Here is a 17,699-nt window from a genome sequence, read left to right as displayed (position 1 = left end):
AACATGCGAGTAAATCGAAGAGCAGATGAAATGCGGTCAAATATCAATCAACACATCAGTGATTTATGACAGCGTTATTTCGCACTTAAAACGCTCGCAGGGTTTAGCTGACAGGCTCGGCGAGAAGGATACCAAGTTGCCAGTAGACTCAAAGTAATAGCAGTTAGCGAGACAACCAAGAGATCTGTACTATTGAGCTGGGTCGGTAGAAAATCAATAAAGTAAATGCCACCTGACAAGAACTTATGACCGATGGCATTCTCTATTGCTGACATAACCACCGTGAGGTTCAAAGCCAACATAGAGCCCAACGCACAGCCAATCAGGCTACCCGCAATACCTGACATTACACCATGCCAAACGAATATCGACTTGATTAGCCTGTCTTCAGCACCAAGAGTACGAAGAATCGCAATTTCGGATGTTCTGTCTTTTACCGCCATCATGAGAGTAGAAACAATATTAAAGCTGGCAACACTGATCATTAACACCATCACCAAGTACATAATGGCCCTCACCATCTGAATATCCCTGAAAATCGAGCCAAACTTTGTGGTCCAGTTACGAAGGTAAACATACTCTTTGATGACACCTCGCAATTCTCCCATCACTTCACGCGCCTGAAACGGATCTTTCATCTTCAAAGATACGCCAGACACAGAATGCCCCAAATTAAGGTTTTTTTGTCCATCAGCCAGTGAAATCAGTGCCAGAGAATGATCAATCTGCCCACCCAATGACAAGATGCCTGTTACTTTCATTCTGATACGTTTGGGTGCTTTCAAGCGCAACTCTGGGTCTGGCGAAGGCAACATTGCCGTTACCCAATCTCCTACCCCTACTTCCAGTTTATCAGCAATACCTTTGCCGAGAACAATGACATCATCACCATTTTTCAGCGACTGCCATCCATCACGGTCGATGAAAGATGAAATTGACGACACCTGATTTTCTTGATCGGGAACAATACCTCTAAGCTCCGCTGGCGCCTGACGCGAACCCTTTTCAAGTAAAGCGGTGAACTTCACATACGGTGCTGCACCAATAATTTGAGGGTTCTTCAAAGCATCATTTTTAACGCCCTGCCAGTTAAAAATGGGCGCTTCGACTCCCTCAAGTTCGCCATGTGGAATGACAGATAAGATTCGGTTATTTAATTCACGCTCGAAGCCATTCATCGCAGAGAGGCCAAGAATCACCACCATCACACCGACTGCAATCCCAATCGTTGATGATAATGAAATAAAAGAGACCAACACATTGCGGCGTTGCGTTCGGCTAAAGCGCCGGCCAATAAATAAAGATAGCGAGCTAAGCATGAACCTCTCCCAATGAGACGAGCTCCCCATCTTGCATAGTCATTTGTCTATCTAACTTACTGGCTAATTCATTATCGTGTGTGACCACAAGAAAACTGGTATTTGTTTCTTTATTAAGCTTCCTAATAAGCGCGTAAATCTCGAGCGCCGTTTTATGATCGAGGTTACCCGTTGGCTCATCGGCCAACACTAACGCAGGGTTGTTAACCACGGCTCTCGCAATAGCAACGCGCTGACGCTCGCCACCTGAAAGCTCTGAAGGTCGGTGGCTAGAACGATGCTCTAATCCAACCTGTTTGAGCATCTCTAGTGCTTTTGCCAACGCATGGCTCCTCGCCATTCCACCAATCATCAGCGGCATTGCAACATTTTCTGCCGCCGTAAAATCTGTCAATAAATGATGAAATTGATAAATGAAACCAATTTTCTCGTTACGAAGCTTTGCTTGTTGCGATGCCTTAGCAGCAAACAAATCAGTGCCATCAAACACGACTTGCCCACTGCTTAATTCATCGAGTGCGCCAAGAATATGAAGAAGAGTACTTTTACCCGAGCCTGAGCTACCTAAAATAGCAACCAATTCTCCTTTCGCAATAGAGAATGAAACACCCTTGAGCACCTCAGTAGCCATGCCACCTTCTTGGTAGGTCTTGGTAATATTTGAACAAGTAAGAAGGGTATCACTCATAACGCAATGCCTCAGCAGGGCGGACTGATGCCGCCGTTATAGAAGGAAAAACAGTCGCAAGCAGGCTTAATCCGATTGCTGAAAAAATAATGATAACAACTTGGGTTGTATCGATGACGACAGGCAAGTCAATTCCATTACCCAACAAAGACAGCTGAAAAGCATCAAGAATGTTATTCACGTTATTGGCGAGCAGAATACCCAAGGCACCGCCGAGTATGGCACCTGCAATACCGCTGCTCGCCCCCTGAACCATGAATGTGGCAACAATACTTTTGCTTTGCATGCCTTGCGTTTTGAGAATGGCCACCTCTGACTGCTTTTCCATTACAACCATGATGAGCGCAGAGATGATATTAAATGCAGCCACAACAATGATTAGGCTCAACATCAGCCCCATCATGTTTTTCTCCATTTTTACCGCTTGAAATAACTCACCTTTCAACTTACGCCAGTCTGACCATTGATGACCAAAGCCAGTAGCCATTCTCTCCATTTGAGGGACAGAAAAAGGATCATCGACATACAAGCGAATATCTGCCGGAGTGCTCGGCTTCTTTCGCATCAACTTGGCGACGTCATCAATATTGGCATACATCAACTGACCATCTACATCTGTTTGGGTATCGAAAACCCCGACAACCGTGAACTTTCGCTGTGACGGCATTCGGCCCACAGGCGAATACGAGCTTGCGCTACTAACAAAGACGCGAACTTTGTCGCCCACAATTACATCAAGCTGCCTTGCCATTTGTCTGCCAATTATCAGACGATACTTACCTCGCTCAAGATACGAAAGACGGCCCGTCAGCATATGCTTTGCAATCGGATCAGCATCATTGGGGTTTATACCCTGCAAAAGCCCGGCAGAAAGGTTTTGAGCGCTTTGAATCAGCGCATCTGCAGTGCGGATCTCAGTAATGCGTTGAACACCAGACAGTGATTTTAAGAACTTGGTATCAGGCGTTGTCGAAGAATCACCAGATACAATGGCGTGGGGAAGCACACCAAGGATACGTCTTTGAGCTGTCCTTCGAAGCCGTTCATAACCGATGAGACCACCACAAGCGCCATCACACCTATGGTGATACCTGCGGTTGACATATAGGAAACAAATCGGCCGAACTGATCGCCTGACCGCCCTCTGAGATAGCGCAAACCGATGAAAATCGGAAGCCAATTGAAAATCATTAAACGTTCTCTGTTATTTTTACGTACCTGTTAACCATGTGCCAACAGTTCATCCTTGTGAAATTACGCACCGTATTGCGTGGTATGGCGCTATGATGACCAGACTCACGTTAATTAACAAGGCTATTGCATGCTAAGAGTCGCAGACTCTCTTTGTTTGCTCAACAGATAGACACATACTGCCTTGTAGAATTGAGAGAGCTGCATGATAATCATTAGATCACAATGAATTAGGGTAAAGCATGAGCCAAGACGAATACTTTTCAGTCAATGTACAACTGAGAATCAATGCCAAACTGCTGGACCACGAACACCCCCTTCCCTCGGAAGACGATTTTGAGAATGAAATCCCAGCATCTTTTCGTCTCGCGGCCCAGTTCAGCAAAATGGACAGTACCTTAGAGGAAGGCGTTGGAACAAGGATTGAGGATGCTGTCTCGCGTCACATCAACCTTCAAAATGAAAAAATTAATCTCCTTCTTGGCTTTATGCTCTCGCAACAGGATGAGCCTAAGCAACGGTTCATGACTGAAAGCTTTGGAGCAAGTCGCCTTGTATTTACCTCGGATGAGAAATGGGATAAAGACGCACATGTCAGGTTAAAGATCTTTATCGACAACCCACCCTCTGCGGTATACTGCTACGGCGCCGTTGAAAGCTGCGAAGAAAAAAGCGGCCAATACGAAATCGCGGTCGAGTACACTCACCTGCTTGAAGAAGACAGAGATGTCTTAATTCGTGCGGCACTCTTCGAACAACAAAAAATGCTGCGCCAACGAGCTTTGGACAGAAATAACTAAATACAGTCCCATGACACAAACAAATTTATTTTCTCTGCCTTCTCCAATCAAGGCGGGCGACACACGTGTGGTAGGAAACCACTTGGGCTCCTCAATGGCGCTGAGTATTGCCACAATTTCCTGTCAACAACAACGCATGACACTTGTTATCGTGCCTGATACTCAGACAGCACTGAAGCTTCAGCCTGAAGTTCAGCAGTTTGCTGAGCAAACCTGTGAGGTTTTTCCTGACTGGGAGACACTGCCCTACGATAACTTTTCGCCGCACCAAGATATTATCTCTGATCGTCTTGCTCGGCTTTACCAAATGGCGAATCAGTCTTCCGGGATATTGATTGTGCCCGTGACCACGTTATTGCAACGTGTCATGCCGCATTCATTTTTGATGCAACATGCGTTGATGGTAAATACCGGAGACTTACTGTCTCTTGAAAAGCTCCGCGGCCAACTCGAGCTTTCAGGATATCGCCACGTTGACCAGGTTATGGAGCATGGTGAGTACGCCAGTCGGGGCTCAATTCTCGATTTGTTTCCTATGGGTTCAAACGAACCTTACCGGATTGATTTTTTTGATGATGAAGTCGACACCATTAGAGGTTTCGACCCCGAGACACAGCGCTCGACAGGCGATCTTGACGCGCTTCGATTGCTTCCTGCCCATGAATTTCCGACTAACGAAGACGCGGTAGAGTACTTCCGGACACGTTGGCGCGAACGCTTCGACGCACGTCGTGAGCCGGAATCAATCTATCAGCAAGTCAGCAAGAAAATTTGGCCTGCAGGGATTGAGTACTGGCAGCCACTGTTCTTCGAACAAATGGAAACCCTTTTCGACTATTTGCCTGAGAGCACCCTGCTACTCACTGCTGGTGATTTAGAATCCGCCGCTAAGCAGTTTCTGGCCGATGCTGACAGCCGCTACGATCAAAGACGTGTCGATCCTCTGAGGCCTCTTCTAGCACCTGAGGAATTATGGCAGGGCGTGGATGAGATGTTTGGACGTTTCAAAGCATTTCCGCGTGTAAAACTCGACATATCAATTACAGATGAAAAAGCGGGCAGACAGAATTTGCCTCTGAGCGAGCTGCCTGAGCTGACCGTTAACCAGCAGCTCAAAGAACCACTCGTTGCTCTCCGTCAGTATACCGAAACGTTCACCGGCAAAGTAATTTTCTCGGTGGAAACAGAAGGCCGACGTGAAGCGATGCTGGATCTGCTGGCACGCATTAAAATACGTCCGATGGTGTCGGTCAACTTGTCTGAAGCGCTTGACGCTCCGGGACGTTTTGCGTTGGTTATTGGTCATTGCGATGCCGGTTTTCAGGCGTCGGAGCCTGACTTTGCTTTGATTTGTGAAAGTGATTTACTTGGGCAACGCGTTGTCCAACAGCGACGCCGAGACAAAAAAAAGCCAGCCGTTAATAGTGACACCTTGATTCGTAACCTTGCTGAGCTAACTGAGGGACAACCTGTCGTTCATTTAGAGCATGGCGTGGGACGTTATCTTGGCCTACAAACATTAGAGGCAGGCGGTATCGCGACCGAGTATGTCACGCTTGAATACCAGCAGAGTTCTAAACTCTATGTACCTGTCTCATCACTTCACTTAATTAGCCGCTATTCCGGTGGTGCTGAAGAAACGGCGCCACTTAGCCGTCTAGGCAGTGATAGCTGGGAAAAAGCTCGAAAGAAAGCAGCCGAGAAAGTTCGCGATGTAGCGGCCGAATTGCTGGATGTCTACGCAAAACGGGCAACCAAGCCGGGTTTTGCGTTCAAGCATGACAGAGAGGCCTATCAAGATTTCATCGCTGGTTTCCCTTTTGAAGAAACTCACGATCAATCGTTGGCAATCAACGCAGTACTATCTGACATGTGTCAGCCTATCGCAATGGACAGACTGGTTTGTGGTGATGTGGCTTCGGTAAAACTGAAGTCGCCATGCGCGCCGCTTTTCTCGCTGTCTCAAATAACAAGCAGGTTGCCGTTCTTGTACCAACGACACTGCTTGCTCAGCAACATCATGAAAATTTCTGTGACCGATTCGCGAATCAGGCGGTTCGTGTTGAGGTGCTATCTCGCTTCAAATCAGCGAAAGAGCAAAAGCAAATACTCGCAGACTGCCGAGAAGGCAAAGTAGACATCATCATTGGCACCCACAAGCTCTTGCAAAACGACGTGAAGTTTGAAGACCTCGGTTTGCTCATTGTTGACGAGGAGCACCGCTTTGGCGTGAGACAAAAAGAAAAAGTCAAAGCGATGCGTGCCGACGTTGATATCCTGACTCTCACTGCGACACCCATACCGCGTACGCTGAATATGGCAATGAGTGGAATGCGAGATCTATCGATTATCGCGACCCCGCCCCAACGTCGTCTGGCAATAAAAACGTTTGTGCGTGAGCGAGATAAGACACTGATCCGCGAGGCGATACTTCGTGAGACACTTCGCGGTGGTCAGGTGTATTTCCTGCACAATGATATCGACTCCATTGAAAAGACCGCGGATGAAATCGCGGAGCTTGTTCCGGAAGCGCGTGTAACGATTGCGCATGGCCAAATGCGTGAACGAGAACTCGAACGCATCATGACTGATTTCTATCACCAGCGATTTAATGTTCTCGTCTGTACCACGATCATCGAAACAGGTATCGATGTACCGACCGCCAATACTATCATCATGGATCGTGCAGACCACTTGGGACTCGCGCAGCTTCACCAACTTCGTGGTCGCGTCGGTCGTTCGCACCATCAGGCATACGCTATCTACTCACACCGCATCCAAAGCGAATGACCAAAGACGCCATCAAGCGCCTCGATGCAATATCTTCGCTAGAAGACTTGGGCGCAGGGTTCACGCTCGCGACACACGATCTGGAAATTCGAGGTGCAGGTGAACTGCTGGGTGATGAGCAAAGCGGGCAGATTCAGTCTATCGGCTTTACTCTTTACATGGAAATGCTCGAGCAAGCGGTTGAAGCATTGAAAGAGGGCCGCGAACCGAGCCTTGACGATATGCTCAATCAACAAACGGAAGTAGAAATGCGCCTACCTGCGCTTCTGCCTGAAGCATATGTCCCAGATGTGAATACGCGACTATCGCTCTATAAGCGTATCGCAGGAACCAAGTCGTCAGAGATGTGAACGAAGTGAAGGTAGAACTGATCGATAGATTTGGTTTGCTTCCTGACGCAGCGACTAATCTCTTGCAGATTCAACAAATCAAAATCGATGCGGCACGTCTTGGAGTCAAGAAAATCGATGCGCATGACAAAGGCGGTGTGATCGAGTTTAACCAAACAAGTCAAATCGATCCCGGCTTTTTGGTCGGTCTGTTACAATCAAATCCAAGTCGTTATCGTTTTGATGGACCAACCCGGTTAAAAATTATTGAGTCATTGACTGACAGACGTGAACGTGTAGGTTTCATTACTACGCTTCTTACCCAGTTCTCAGAAAACCTTTCGGCCGCCTGACAGGCATGGTCAAACGGAGTAAAAGTTTGAAAAAATATTTTGGGATTTTATTGTGCTTATTGAGCTGGTCAGCAGCAGCAGAGCGTCAGTTCGATGTGGAAGTCATCGTGTTCAAACGCAACCTTAGCCCAGAAGTTGTTAAAGAAAGTTGGCCTGAGCAAACGCCCGCAGTCGACTTCGCAGGTTCGGTATCCGCGTCGAACAGTGCGTCGATGCTGATAAATGACCTTCAGGTTCTGCCAGAAGCTCTTGGCAATTAAACGGCGTTTATAAGAAGCTTGCAAATCATGCAGGTTTTACTCCGTTGGCTCACTTTGCCTGGCGTCAGGGCGATGGTAACCGAAACAAAATGCCGCCGATCCGAGTGTCAGCCGGCAAAAACTATGACACGGAATACAATGCGGACGGTACACCTGTCGGCTCTGTCTCTTTCCAGACAGCGTCTAACGGTGAAGTTAGTCAACAGGCAGGTGGACCTCTCTTCGCTCTCGACGGCATTATCCGCGTTTATGTTCAGCATTACCTGTTTATCGAAACCGACCTGAGACTCAGAGAACCGGGGGAGCGTAAACAACTTACAGCAATCAATGAAGTGGCAATCTCACAGTCAGACAGCAATACTACTGCCGCTGGTTTAATAGTTGGAGAAACAGAGAATAATGTCACTCAGCAAGGGCCAACAGAGCTAGAGAGAACCTATTCAGTTGAGAAATTCCTTCGTTCATTCTCTTTTGTTCAGAAACGCAGAATGAGAAGCGGAGAGATACATTACCTTGACCACCCTCTTATGGGGCTTATTATTCAGGTAAGGCGTGTAAATAGTTAATCAAATCAAGCCCCTCTTCAGGGGCTTTTTAATGAGAATGGCAATGCAGGCAGACCTTGAATTCGTCACAGATCGACTTGTGCTTCGGGCATTGAAAAAAACAGACCTTGCTGAGTTTAAACAAGCAATTTCATCGTCAGCCGATACCATCGGTATTTGGCTCGATTGGTGCCACGAAGGGTTCGATGATTTAGAAGCTGATGCATGGATCAGCCGAAGTCGTCAGAATTGGTTGACTGGCTCGTGCTTTGAATTTCTTGTATTGGACAAAGCCACAGAGCACATCGTCGGTGCAATATACCTTTCCCAAATTGACCAATCCGCTAATCAGGCTAACCTCGGATATTGGATACGTTCTGAGTTCCAAGGTTGTGGTTTTGCTGTTGAGGCCGCTGAGATTGCAATCAACATTGCCTTCAGCCACTTGCTGCTTACCCGATTAGAGCTAGTAATGTCTCCGAGAAATAAAGCCAGTATAAAGGTTGCTGAAAGACTTGGTGCTCATTTTGAATGCCGAGCACGTAATCGCATTATCTATAACTCAGATCCACAGGAAGGATTGGTCTACAGTTTGATCCCCTCAGATATTGAAGTCCCGAGCAGGTAAATAGCGCACTTTTTGCCTGGCTATGGAAATTTAGAGGGGATTCAACCTAATTTCTAATTAAATCCAGGGCTGTCTAACGAAAAAAGCTGCTTAAAAGCAGCTTTTTTCGTACAAGACACCAAATCAGTGAAGCTTTAACGACGGCCTTAACACACGGTTAATACGATCAACAAACATCATCAAACCTGTTTTGAAAATACCGTGAATTGCTATTTGGTGAACTCGATACAATCCAATGTAGACGACACGAGCCAAGCGACCTTCCACCATCATACTGCCTTTGGTTAGGTTGCCCATCAAACTCCCCACCGTTGAGAATTGACTGAGTGATACCAGTGAACCATGGTCTTTGTAGATATAAGGCTTCATCTCCAAACTAGCGACTTGAGCAACAATATTTTTGAAACAACGACTCGCCATTTGGTGTGCTGCCTGCGCACGCGGCGGAACTAACTTACCATCTGGCTGCTCACATGCGGCACAATCACCAATAACAAAGATACTGTCATCACGCGTTGTTTGTAGAGTATTTTTAACAACTAGCTGATTAATGCGGTTAGTTTCCAAACCACCGAAGTCTTTTAGGAAATCTGGTGCTTTAATTCCCGCGGCCCACACCATTATTTGTGCAGGAATCTTATCGCCGTCTTTGGTAGTCAGACCTGTTTCATCGGCCTTCACAACCATTGTTGCTGTCTTGACGTTCACACCCAGCCCCATCAATTCACTTTGCGCTGATGATGAGATACGGGGTGGCAAGGCAGGCAAGATACGAGGACCCGCCTCGACGAGAGTGACATTCAGTTTCGAGCTGTCTAACTCGGAGTAACCATAAATGTTGAGTTCTCGTGCAGCATTATGAAGTTCGGCAGATAGTTCTACGCCTGTTGCGCCACCGCCAACAATGGCAATATCGACAGCACCTTCACCAGAACGGGCATGTAGCTTGAGAAACTGGTTGTTCATTTCCTTACGGATAGGTGCGCCTGCTCTGGGCTATCAAGAAAGATACAGTTATCACGGACACCCTGAGTGTTGAAATCATTCGATGTCGAACCAATCGCCAGAACGAGAATGTCATATTCAAGTTCGCGTTCGGGGACGAGCAGCTCTCCCTCATCATCTTTGATTTCTGACAGTTTGATGGCCTTTCGTTCTCGGTCGATACCACAGAGGCTACCCATGTGAAATTCGAAAGAGTGATTTTTTGCATGAGCACGATAGCTGATTGCATCGATTCCTTCGTCCATCGCACCTGTAGCAACTTCATGAAGCAAAGGCTTCCACAAGTGACTCGCCTTACGATCAACCAGGGTTATTTTTGCACGTTTTTTTCTGCCGTATGTTCGACCGAGTTTTGTTGCTAACTCCAATCCACCAGCACCACCGCCGACTACGATTATTTTTTCCACGAATACACCTCGTAACTTCTAAAAATTTTGTACTCGCTCCGGCTTTCAAAACCCAAGCAAATGAAACTGTATAAACAAGGTTTTCAGGCAATACATCCTGCTCTGCCCACAACGTATTCGAATTTTATTTCGACGATATAGTAGCTAATTTACGTAATAAACTTTCTAAGTCGTTACCATTATACGTCCGTTTTGAGCTGGATCAATTTCTATCATCAAAAAGTTGAATTAATGATAAAAACCAATAAATCCCCAATTATTTCAGTGCGTTAAAAATTATTACTTTTAATATTCGCGCTAATTTTTCATAGGTGTGCATGTACCTATACATGTTATGTAAAGATACATGTTCGTAGAAAGGAAACATGAATGACTGAAAGTGTTAGTCATTGATCAGTTTATTGATGTCGCTTGATAGCGATGCAAGGTGTTCGCGAAATGTTTGGCGTTGTTGAAGACTCAAATGTTTATCCATCCTCAGTAACACTTCGTTGCGCCGAACAAAATAAAGCTGTAATGCTTTCTTATCCTCAAATTTCAACAACACTAGCTCATCAAAATAACGGTTTAGTCTAACCTGCAATCCGGGCTCTTTTCTTGTCGCCAATAACGATTCCAAACCAGACAGACGAGAGTCCGTCACTCCTTCGAAAAGCGGTAACATTTCAAGATAATATCCTGCAATTTCCCGAAACAATCTTTGCTGTCTGTCGTCAATGTCATTCAGCCAGAATTTCGCTTGCTTCTCCATCTTTGATGACCAATGGTTAATCGCTTCTGATTCACTTCTTCCAGCACGGCGCTCTCGTGACTCAGCCACATCTTCTTTCACTTTTTTCATCAGATAAGCCACTTGTTCATCAGAAAGTGTTGAAAAAAGGTGCGACAGTGTGGGTGTTAATCCTTTCAGTGTTGCCAGTATCCTTTCATTTATCCTGTCGTTGTAGCGCGCGACCGCATTGTAATTGAGAGGCTCGGTACTATTTTGTCGCAAATCTGATAGTAACGCGAGGATATTGGGGAGCTCGTTCTTTCTGTGCCAGTCATGAAAGGCCTGAAAGTCTCGGGAAAATCTTGCCTCCTGTGCGCCCGTCATAGGGACATAATCGGCAAGCAGATATTTAGACCAGTAAGGTAACGTATTGTATACCATACGATACTTACATCCCGTCACGAACATGACCAAAAACAATAAGAAGAAAATATGGATTGTTTTTGGGGTCGCTCTAACGACACTTAATAAGCTGCTTTGCCCATGCATAGTCGTCCCTCTAATTCAGTAAGAATCATTTTGGCATTATCCTCATAAATAGGTAGACCATAAAGTTGATAGCCAAGTTCAAACCAAAGTAACGATAAATAATCTGACAACAGCTCGTAGTTGGGCACTAGCCCCGCCCATTTTTCGTGTTCTCTTTGATTGTTGAGTTCGCAGTAGTCATTCATCACCCTCATCACGTCTAGCTCATTTGCGCGACAGAAAAAGACAATATCTAATAAGGGATCACCTGCAGCAGCGTATTCAAAATCAATGATCTGCAGGCCATTTTCAGGAGTCTCGATTAGATTGTATAAACCGAAATCGAAATGGCAGAAAACACGTTGTCCTGTACCCATGCAGTTAATCTGCTGACACTGGTCATGCACGCATTTTAGACGCGAAAAACGCTCACTCTCGGGTGATAAATTTGAAAAGTAATCTCGCCCTTGTTTGGCTGGATGGAATTGCTGGCGAGGAAGCGGCAGTTGATGCAGTCGATGGAGCAGCTTTAATAGTCTCTCCACATCCAGTTGGGTGGGTTGGCTGCCTTCAATCCATTCAACCAACAGCCCTTGTTCATGGTTAATTAAAGGCTTAGACGTTAACTTGTGCTTCGAGGCAATAGTTAAGCACTCATACTCTCTGTTGCGATCAATATTGAAGAGATCGCTGGCTCTACTTTGTGGACGCCAGACATAATGCTTGCCATGCTCATCGGTCAGTTTCAAGCAGCGATTAGTCAGTCCGCCCGCTAAAGGTTGAACGTCGCGAATAGACAAATAAGGCCGCAGTAGCTCAACCACTGCGGCCTCATCATGCGACAACGTATTGCCATTCGTCACATTAATCGCTTATATGTTACCAACCCAGCACTGATCGGCTAGATTGTTTGCGGATCTCTGTTTCGTCGGCCCATTCGATCAAGCCAGTTTCAAGATCCATCAAACGCATGGTCATTTTGTAGTACACGTCCTGCTCTCGACCCGCCGTTTTATTGATGCTGGAGAGGTTGCCATACAACATGTATTGCGCACCAACCATTTTACCGAACTGGACAGCTGTATTTGGGTTGACGAGTTCATCGTTGTTCTGGAAATCCAATTGCTTACGGACATCCTCTACGCGTGTCATATCAACGAAACGGAACTTACCCGAGTTCAAAAGGCGTGTGCTGATACTGTCGGTAATTGATTCAGTGTCGATATGTTCTGCTGTTTTGTTTTGATTGATTCAACAAAAACAATCGGACGTTTTCCAGCAGTAATAACACCTACAGAGCCTGACGAAAGCATGCTGTCGGTCATCTCTACCGCGATTTTCTGAAGGTCAGTTGAGCCAAAATCAATGGTCTTTGTCTCAACAGACTGCGCATCGCCATAGCTGATTTTGTTTGAACAACCTCCCATAAGGAGGGCAACGCCCATTAATGCAATGACGCTTTTTTTCATGTGATTATCCTATTTGTATTGTTGAATTCTTAGTCCAGATTTCTCACAGACACACGGAAGTCTCGCGCAGCTGGATGCAAAGCCATACCCGAAATTACCTTGGTATCTCCGGCATAGATGATCAATTGTCGCATGGGGATTTACCGCTATCCACCTCAAGCCCCTGCGCATCATACCAATCAAACTTATACTGAATAGCCTGATCGCTCCCTGTTTTGTTGGTGACTTTCACCTGCGCATTCAATCTGTCATTGACCATGTTCGTACGAGCATTTCCAAACTCCAAATCTTGCCCCAAGCTTGAATTCGCCAATACAACATTTTGATTACTGCTGTCGATGCTAATGCCTCGACCGTCTGTCGTTGCACAACCCATGAGCAGTGCCGCTGACAGAGCGGCAGCCAAATATCGCATTAAAGTTCTCCTAATATCCCCTGCCAGTAAGCAACACTCTGGCCCTGTCGTGAAAGCCACACCACACTGGTTCGACCCGCTTTTACAGGGACATTGATAGTATGACCACCAATATCCACGTTATGTTTCCCTTCCGACAAATATTTACTGTAAATACCTACCGTGTCTGGCAACGTCTGCCAACTTCTCGTGTCAGCTTGCTCTGTGACCGTATTGTATACATTCGCCAACAGATTAGTGACGCCAGAAGTATCATTTCTGGCAAGCTCTTTTCTGAGTTTGTCTTTGGCAACAACACGCAGTAACTGCCTTATTGCCATCTCAGTAATGTTTTCTCCCAATGCTGACTTTGCCATCAAGGTGACATCAGCCAAAAGCGTTGGCGTAATTGTCGTGCCATCTAACATCAGCGTTTGTTGACTGGGGCTGTACATGTCTTCGAAATAAGGTAACGACAGCGTGTACGTGACATAGTTACCGTTCGAATCGACCATATTCACCGGTAAGCGCCAGTCTTTCGCACTCTGAACAACGCCTTGCTCACTGAAAATGACGATCTGCCTTCTGTTTTAGCCGGACGCTGAAACGAGCCAAACTTTTTTTCCAAACGTTTTAAATCACTTTTTCGGCTTTGCTTTCTCGCCACACGCATCGCAGCATCCGCGATAAAGGCGTTATTTGGTGCCACTGCCAGCGCTCTTGTGTAATCGATATACGCATCATTTAGGTTTCCTTCAGCCTCATACAGCAAAGCCGATAAGTAAAACAGGTAGCCATTCTGCACAGCAGCAAGTTTTTTACCCGCACTGGGATAGCGAGAAAGCACAGAGCCGAGGTTATCATCGCTAATACCATCATTACGTGCTTCACTTTCCGCTTCTTCTAAAGCAGCTTCTCTGAGCTTTCGAGCATTTTCCTGAACTTTGTTAGCTCGTCTGGCTTCAACCAATGCGCCTGTCAGGTCATTTGTCGCCATAAAATTGAGTGCACGATAAAGATGAAGAAAACCCAGTTCATAATCTGAGGGCGTGTAATCAATGACACTGTCATTCACCAATAACGACCCAACCTGATCAGCACCGGATGATAAACGCAGCACAGCCTGGCGGGATTTTTCAACAACTTGCTTATCTGCTTTTTCAAGACTGGCCTGGCTTTCGACATACTGCCCTGCCAGTAATTGAAGTCTCCCGCGCTCAAAGCCATCCAGCACATTTCCAGACGGAGTTTCTGGCAAGTTATCAAGCGCAGTTTGAAAATCCCCCTGCTTCACAGATGTCTCGTGGGCGACATAATCTGGGAATAATGGCTAAAGAAGTTGCTTACTGACATGTTCGCACAGCCCGCAAGCAAAGTAATACATGCTGCAGTCACAACTCGTCTTGAAGTTCGGCGTCGTATCATTTTAATTACCTTACCCAATACGCTATAGCAACATCGGACCTAGAGGACGGCCTCCTACTAGGTGCATATGCACGTGATAGATTTCCTGGCCTCCGTGAGAATTACAATTGATAACAAGACGGTAGCCATCGTCAGCTAGCCCTTCGTCTTTAGCAAGTTTACGGGCGACGCTAAACATACGGCCCATTGCAGCTTCGTCTTCAACCTCAATATCGTTAACCGTTGGGATGACTTTATTAGGAATGATCAAAATATGAGATGGTGCGCGTGGGTTGATGTCTTTGAATGCCGTCACCAACTCATCTTGATAAACAATGTCCGACGGTATCTCTTTTCGGATGATTTTGCTGAAAACCGTTTCCTGTGCCAAAGCCAGCTCCGCTAAGCATTTAAGATATAGATAGTAATTATGCGTTACTGATTGCGATATAACAATATCGAACGTCGTTTTTTTATAGATATAAATGCATAGCAAAAAACTTATTTTGCAGCGCAGTTCAAATTGTACCAATCCAGATTGCTAAAGATGATTAACATTCTGAAATAATGGCCGATACGCAGAAGTGACCGAGACATCATTAGATGCTGTCACAACGATAATTACTATAAAGACGCTTACATTTACAGATTTCGGCCAAATCCAAATAAAAACATTTACTAACACGTCGTGTGCACAACTGGTTAGCATCGAAGTAACTGTACTGGCAGTATGATGCTGACGGAGGAAGGGATATGAAATCACCGAAAAAAGGGTCAGTAATCACCAGGATGTATCTTGGTTTTGCCGTGTTAGCTGGCAGCCTGATTGCTACAAACAGTATCAACTTACTAGGTTCAGAAGAAATACATACCCAACTGAATACCGTGGCATCAGAAGCCGTTCCGCTTGTCTCTTACTCAAACCAGACAAGCGTGAGCTTGCTGTCCGCAGATAAAATTTTCAAAGATTACCTCACTAGCAACGATAGCGATCGTGCCAATCAGGTTCTGGAGAATTTTCAGGCTGCTCAGGTGAATTTTGAAAAGGCGTCGGAAAAACTCCAACAATCAGCCAGCGTCATCCCTGAACTCGATGAAAGGTTTACGCAACTCAATGAAATAAAAGAGCGCTACTTCGCTGAAGTTCAGCTTGCCATTGAGAACGTCAACGTTCAGCGTGAAACAGAGAGAAAAGTTGCAAAAGCACGCCGAGACTTTCAGCGTCAACAATCTGCCCTGACTATTGGTATGAAAGAGTTGATTGCTGAAAAAGGTAGTACGACGCTCAAAATTATCTCCCGTACTTATTTCAAAAAGCTCGCTGAAACCGAAGCACAGACGTCTGACGCACTTGCAAGTGATGATCTTGAATTTATTGCCAAGGCGATGAAAAAGAATTTCAGAAGCACTAAGCAGCTTAGCTCTTCTTTTCGCAGCCTCAGCTCACAACTACCCGAGTTGAAGAAGACATTCCAAGCTGACGTCGACAAATTTATTATTGATGTCAGTAAAGACGGCGGTGTTCTTCAACAACACCAATCTTATTTGTTGTCATCACAGCGACTTAACCAAAACATCACCAATCTCGCTCGAGATGTCGATAGCGCGATGATTCTGCTTGATGACTTCAGAACATCAGCAAACACGGTGATGACAAACTCGATTGCGTCAGCCGATAAAGCCTTCACTAATGGTGTAAAGAACACATTGTTAATTGGCTCTGTCGTACTGATTATGTCTATTTTGATTGGTTGGAACATATCGAGAAGCGTTCGTCTTCCTCTTAACCAGTTACTTAAAACACTGGATGCGCTTACCAAAGGTGATATGACTCAACGCGTGACGGTGAAGGAGCGCAATGAGTTTGGTGAGCTAGGCGATTACATTAACAGCCTCACATCGCACCTTCGCGATATCTTGACTCAGATTCGTGATACCGCAGAGTCACAAACAGAGGTTGCCGCGCAAAACCAAACGACAACTCAGACCGCTAAATATCAGCTTAATGAACAAAGACAGCAAACAACGGCTGTAGCAGCGGCAATGACGCAAATGGACCACTCGGTAAAAGATGTGGCTAACAGCGCAAACCAAACAAAAGAAAAAGTAAAAGAAGTGAGTGATGCAGCCACCAAAGGTCGCTTGGTTATGACGAAAAATATCACGACCACACATCAACTCTCTGAACGTTTAGATGACTCAGTAAATGTTGTGTCATCACTAAAAGAAATGTCTGCCAACATTGGTTCAATTTTGGACGTCATCAGCAACATCGCAGACCAAACGAACCTTCTGGCACTGAATGCTGCAATTGAAGCTGCTCGTGCAGGAGAACAAGGTCGAGGCTTTGCAGTCGTTGCAGATGAAGTACGAGTGTTGGCGAAACGCACATCTGACGCTACATCTGAAATTGAAAGCATGATTAATCAGCTTCAGACTGAGTCTCAACAAGCGGTTGTCGTCATGCAGGAATGCGTTGATGAAATGAACAACAGTGTAAACCAAGCATCTGATGCAAATTCAGCAATGGAAGAAATTGAAGCAATTATTCTGAACATCAGTGATATGAGTAGTCAGATAGTCCTCGCAGCCAATGAACAAGCGACAACCTCAGAAGAGATTGCAAGAAATATTGAGCATATCAGCGAGATCTCAAACATCAGCTTTGAGGCAATGCAGACCGTATCTGACACCAGTGATATGCTTGACCAACAAGCAAATAACCAGAGTGAACTCGTCCATAAATTCACTGTGTAACGCGACAGCTACTGAAGAAAAAGCCGACATGTAATGTCGGCTTTTTTTTATTTGATTTTCTCTTACGCTGTTATTCCTTTAATCCCATTTTAACTTGCTTTGTTGAGTTCTTTCTTATAA

12 protein-coding genes and 5 pseudogenes are annotated in these 17,699 nt (G+C 45.6%); 6 read left to right on the top strand and 11 right to left on the bottom strand.

Annotated features, from left to right (window positions below; translation table 11 throughout):
* Positions 1-74: 74 nt before the first annotated feature.
* The 3 genes and pseudogenes from lolE to lolC form a co-directional block, all read right to left on the bottom strand.
* Positions 75-1,319: a lipoprotein-releasing ABC transporter permease subunit LolE gene (lolE, locus tag CS022_RS15815; RefSeq protein ID WP_129123102.1), complete on the bottom strand. Its 1,245-nt coding sequence runs from the start codon at positions 1,317-1,319 to the stop codon at positions 75-77.
* Complete coding sequence (gene lolD, locus CS022_RS15810; protein WP_129123101.1) at positions 1,312-2,007, bottom strand: lipoprotein-releasing ABC transporter ATP-binding protein LolD; 696 nt, start codon at positions 2,005-2,007, stop codon at positions 1,312-1,314. The genes lolE and lolD overlap by 8 nt, the downstream gene beginning before the upstream one ends.
* A pseudogene (lolC, locus tag CS022_RS15805) lies at positions 2,000-3,195 on the bottom strand (lipoprotein-releasing ABC transporter permease subunit LolC). Before lolC ends, lolD begins: the two are co-directional and overlap by 8 nt.
* 245 nt (positions 3,196-3,440) lie before the next feature.
* Here lolC and CS022_RS15800 point away from each other — a divergent pair.
* From CS022_RS15800 to CS022_RS15785, 5 genes and pseudogenes are all read left to right on the top strand, one after another.
* Positions 3,441-3,998 (top strand): PilZ domain-containing protein, encoded by a 558-nt coding sequence (locus CS022_RS15800; RefSeq protein WP_129123100.1) that lies wholly within the window; start codon positions 3,441-3,443, stop codon positions 3,996-3,998.
* A 10-nt stretch (positions 3,999-4,008) separates the two neighbouring features.
* A pseudogene (mfd, locus tag CS022_RS15795) lies at positions 4,009-7,470 on the top strand (transcription-repair coupling factor).
* Positions 7,471-7,496: 26 nt separating this feature from the next.
* A complete protein-coding gene (locus tag CS022_RS27365; RefSeq protein WP_268967905.1) occupies positions 7,497-7,730 on the top strand; it encodes a CsiV family protein in 234 nt (77 codons plus the stop codon).
* 38 nt (positions 7,731-7,768) lie between these two features.
* A pseudogene (locus tag CS022_RS27360) lies at positions 7,769-8,296 on the top strand (CsiV family protein); the annotation flags it as partial.
* A 31-nt stretch (positions 8,297-8,327) separates the two neighbouring features.
* Complete coding sequence (locus tag CS022_RS15785) at positions 8,328-8,903, top strand: GNAT family N-acetyltransferase (RefSeq protein ID WP_235869558.1); 576 nt, start codon at positions 8,328-8,330, stop codon at positions 8,901-8,903.
* A gap of 123 nt (positions 8,904-9,026) precedes the next feature.
* Here the strand turns inward: CS022_RS15785 and CS022_RS15780 are convergent.
* From CS022_RS15780 to hinT, 8 genes and pseudogenes are all read right to left on the bottom strand, one after another.
* Positions 9,027-10,315: pseudogene (locus CS022_RS15780) on the bottom strand (NAD(P)/FAD-dependent oxidoreductase).
* Between the two features lie 382 nt (positions 10,316-10,697).
* Positions 10,698-11,489 (bottom strand): DUF6279 family lipoprotein, encoded by a 792-nt coding sequence (locus CS022_RS15775; RefSeq protein WP_145964519.1) that lies wholly within the window; start codon positions 11,487-11,489, stop codon positions 10,698-10,700.
* Positions 11,490-11,551: 62 nt separating this feature from the next.
* Entirely contained in the window at positions 11,552-12,418 is an 867-nt protein-coding gene (locus CS022_RS15770) for a phosphotransferase (RefSeq protein ID WP_161569652.1), read from the bottom strand.
* Between the two features lie 16 nt (positions 12,419-12,434).
* Positions 12,435-13,024, bottom strand: a pseudogene (gene lpoB, locus CS022_RS15765) (penicillin-binding protein activator LpoB).
* 121 nt (positions 13,025-13,145) lie between these two features.
* Positions 13,146-13,439, bottom strand: coding sequence for a DUF1425 domain-containing protein (locus tag CS022_RS15760; protein ID WP_235869557.1), 294 nt, complete (start codon positions 13,437-13,439; stop codon positions 13,146-13,148).
* Entirely contained in the window at positions 13,439-13,933 is a 495-nt protein-coding gene (locus tag CS022_RS26535) for a hypothetical protein (protein WP_235869556.1), read from the bottom strand. Before CS022_RS26535 ends, CS022_RS15760 begins: the two co-directional genes overlap by 1 nt.
* Positions 13,934-13,935: 2 nt before the next feature.
* Entirely contained in the window at positions 13,936-14,712 is a 777-nt protein-coding gene (locus CS022_RS26530; RefSeq protein WP_235869555.1) for a hypothetical protein, read from the bottom strand.
* A gap of 153 nt (positions 14,713-14,865) precedes the next feature.
* Entirely contained in the window at positions 14,866-15,213 is a 348-nt protein-coding gene (gene hinT / locus CS022_RS15750; protein ID WP_129123097.1) for a purine nucleoside phosphoramidase, read from the bottom strand.
* 362 nt (positions 15,214-15,575) lie between these two features.
* On the opposite strand from hinT, the gene CS022_RS15745 reads away from it, so the two are divergent.
* On the top strand, positions 15,576-17,579 hold the full coding sequence (locus CS022_RS15745) for a methyl-accepting chemotaxis protein (RefSeq protein ID WP_129123096.1): 2,004 nt from the start codon (positions 15,576-15,578) through the stop codon (positions 17,577-17,579).
* Positions 17,580-17,699 lie beyond the last annotated feature (120 nt).

Source organism: Veronia nyctiphanis (assembly GCF_004116385.1).
Taxonomy (GTDB): Bacteria; Pseudomonadota; Gammaproteobacteria; order Enterobacterales; family Vibrionaceae; genus Veronia; species Veronia nyctiphanis.
Note: the sequence above shows the minus strand (reverse complement) of the source record. Positions and strands in the feature narration are given on the sequence as shown.

Coding starts and splice junctions, on each gene's coding strand:
- CS022_RS15785 (WP_235869558.1), top strand. CDS start 8,328: ATGAGAATGGCAATGCAGGCAGACCTTGAATTCGTCACAGATCGACTT.
- CS022_RS15745 (WP_129123096.1), top strand. CDS start 15,576: ATGAAATCACCGAAAAAAGGGTCAGTAATCACCAGGATGTATCTTGGT.
- lolE (WP_129123102.1), bottom strand. CDS start 1,319: ATGCTTAGCTCGCTATCTTTATTTATTGGCCGGCGCTTTAGCCGAACG.
- CS022_RS15760 (WP_235869557.1), bottom strand. CDS start 13,439: ATGCGATATTTGGCTGCCGCTCTGTCAGCGGCACTGCTCATGGGTTGT.
- lolD (WP_129123101.1), bottom strand. CDS start 2,007: ATGAGTGATACCCTTCTTACTTGTTCAAATATTACCAAGACCTACCAA.
- CS022_RS15800 (WP_129123100.1), top strand. CDS start 3,441: ATGAGCCAAGACGAATACTTTTCAGTCAATGTACAACTGAGAATCAAT.
- CS022_RS26535 (WP_235869556.1), bottom strand. CDS start 13,933: ATGGTCGATTCGAACGGTAACTATGTCACGTACACGCTGTCGTTACCT.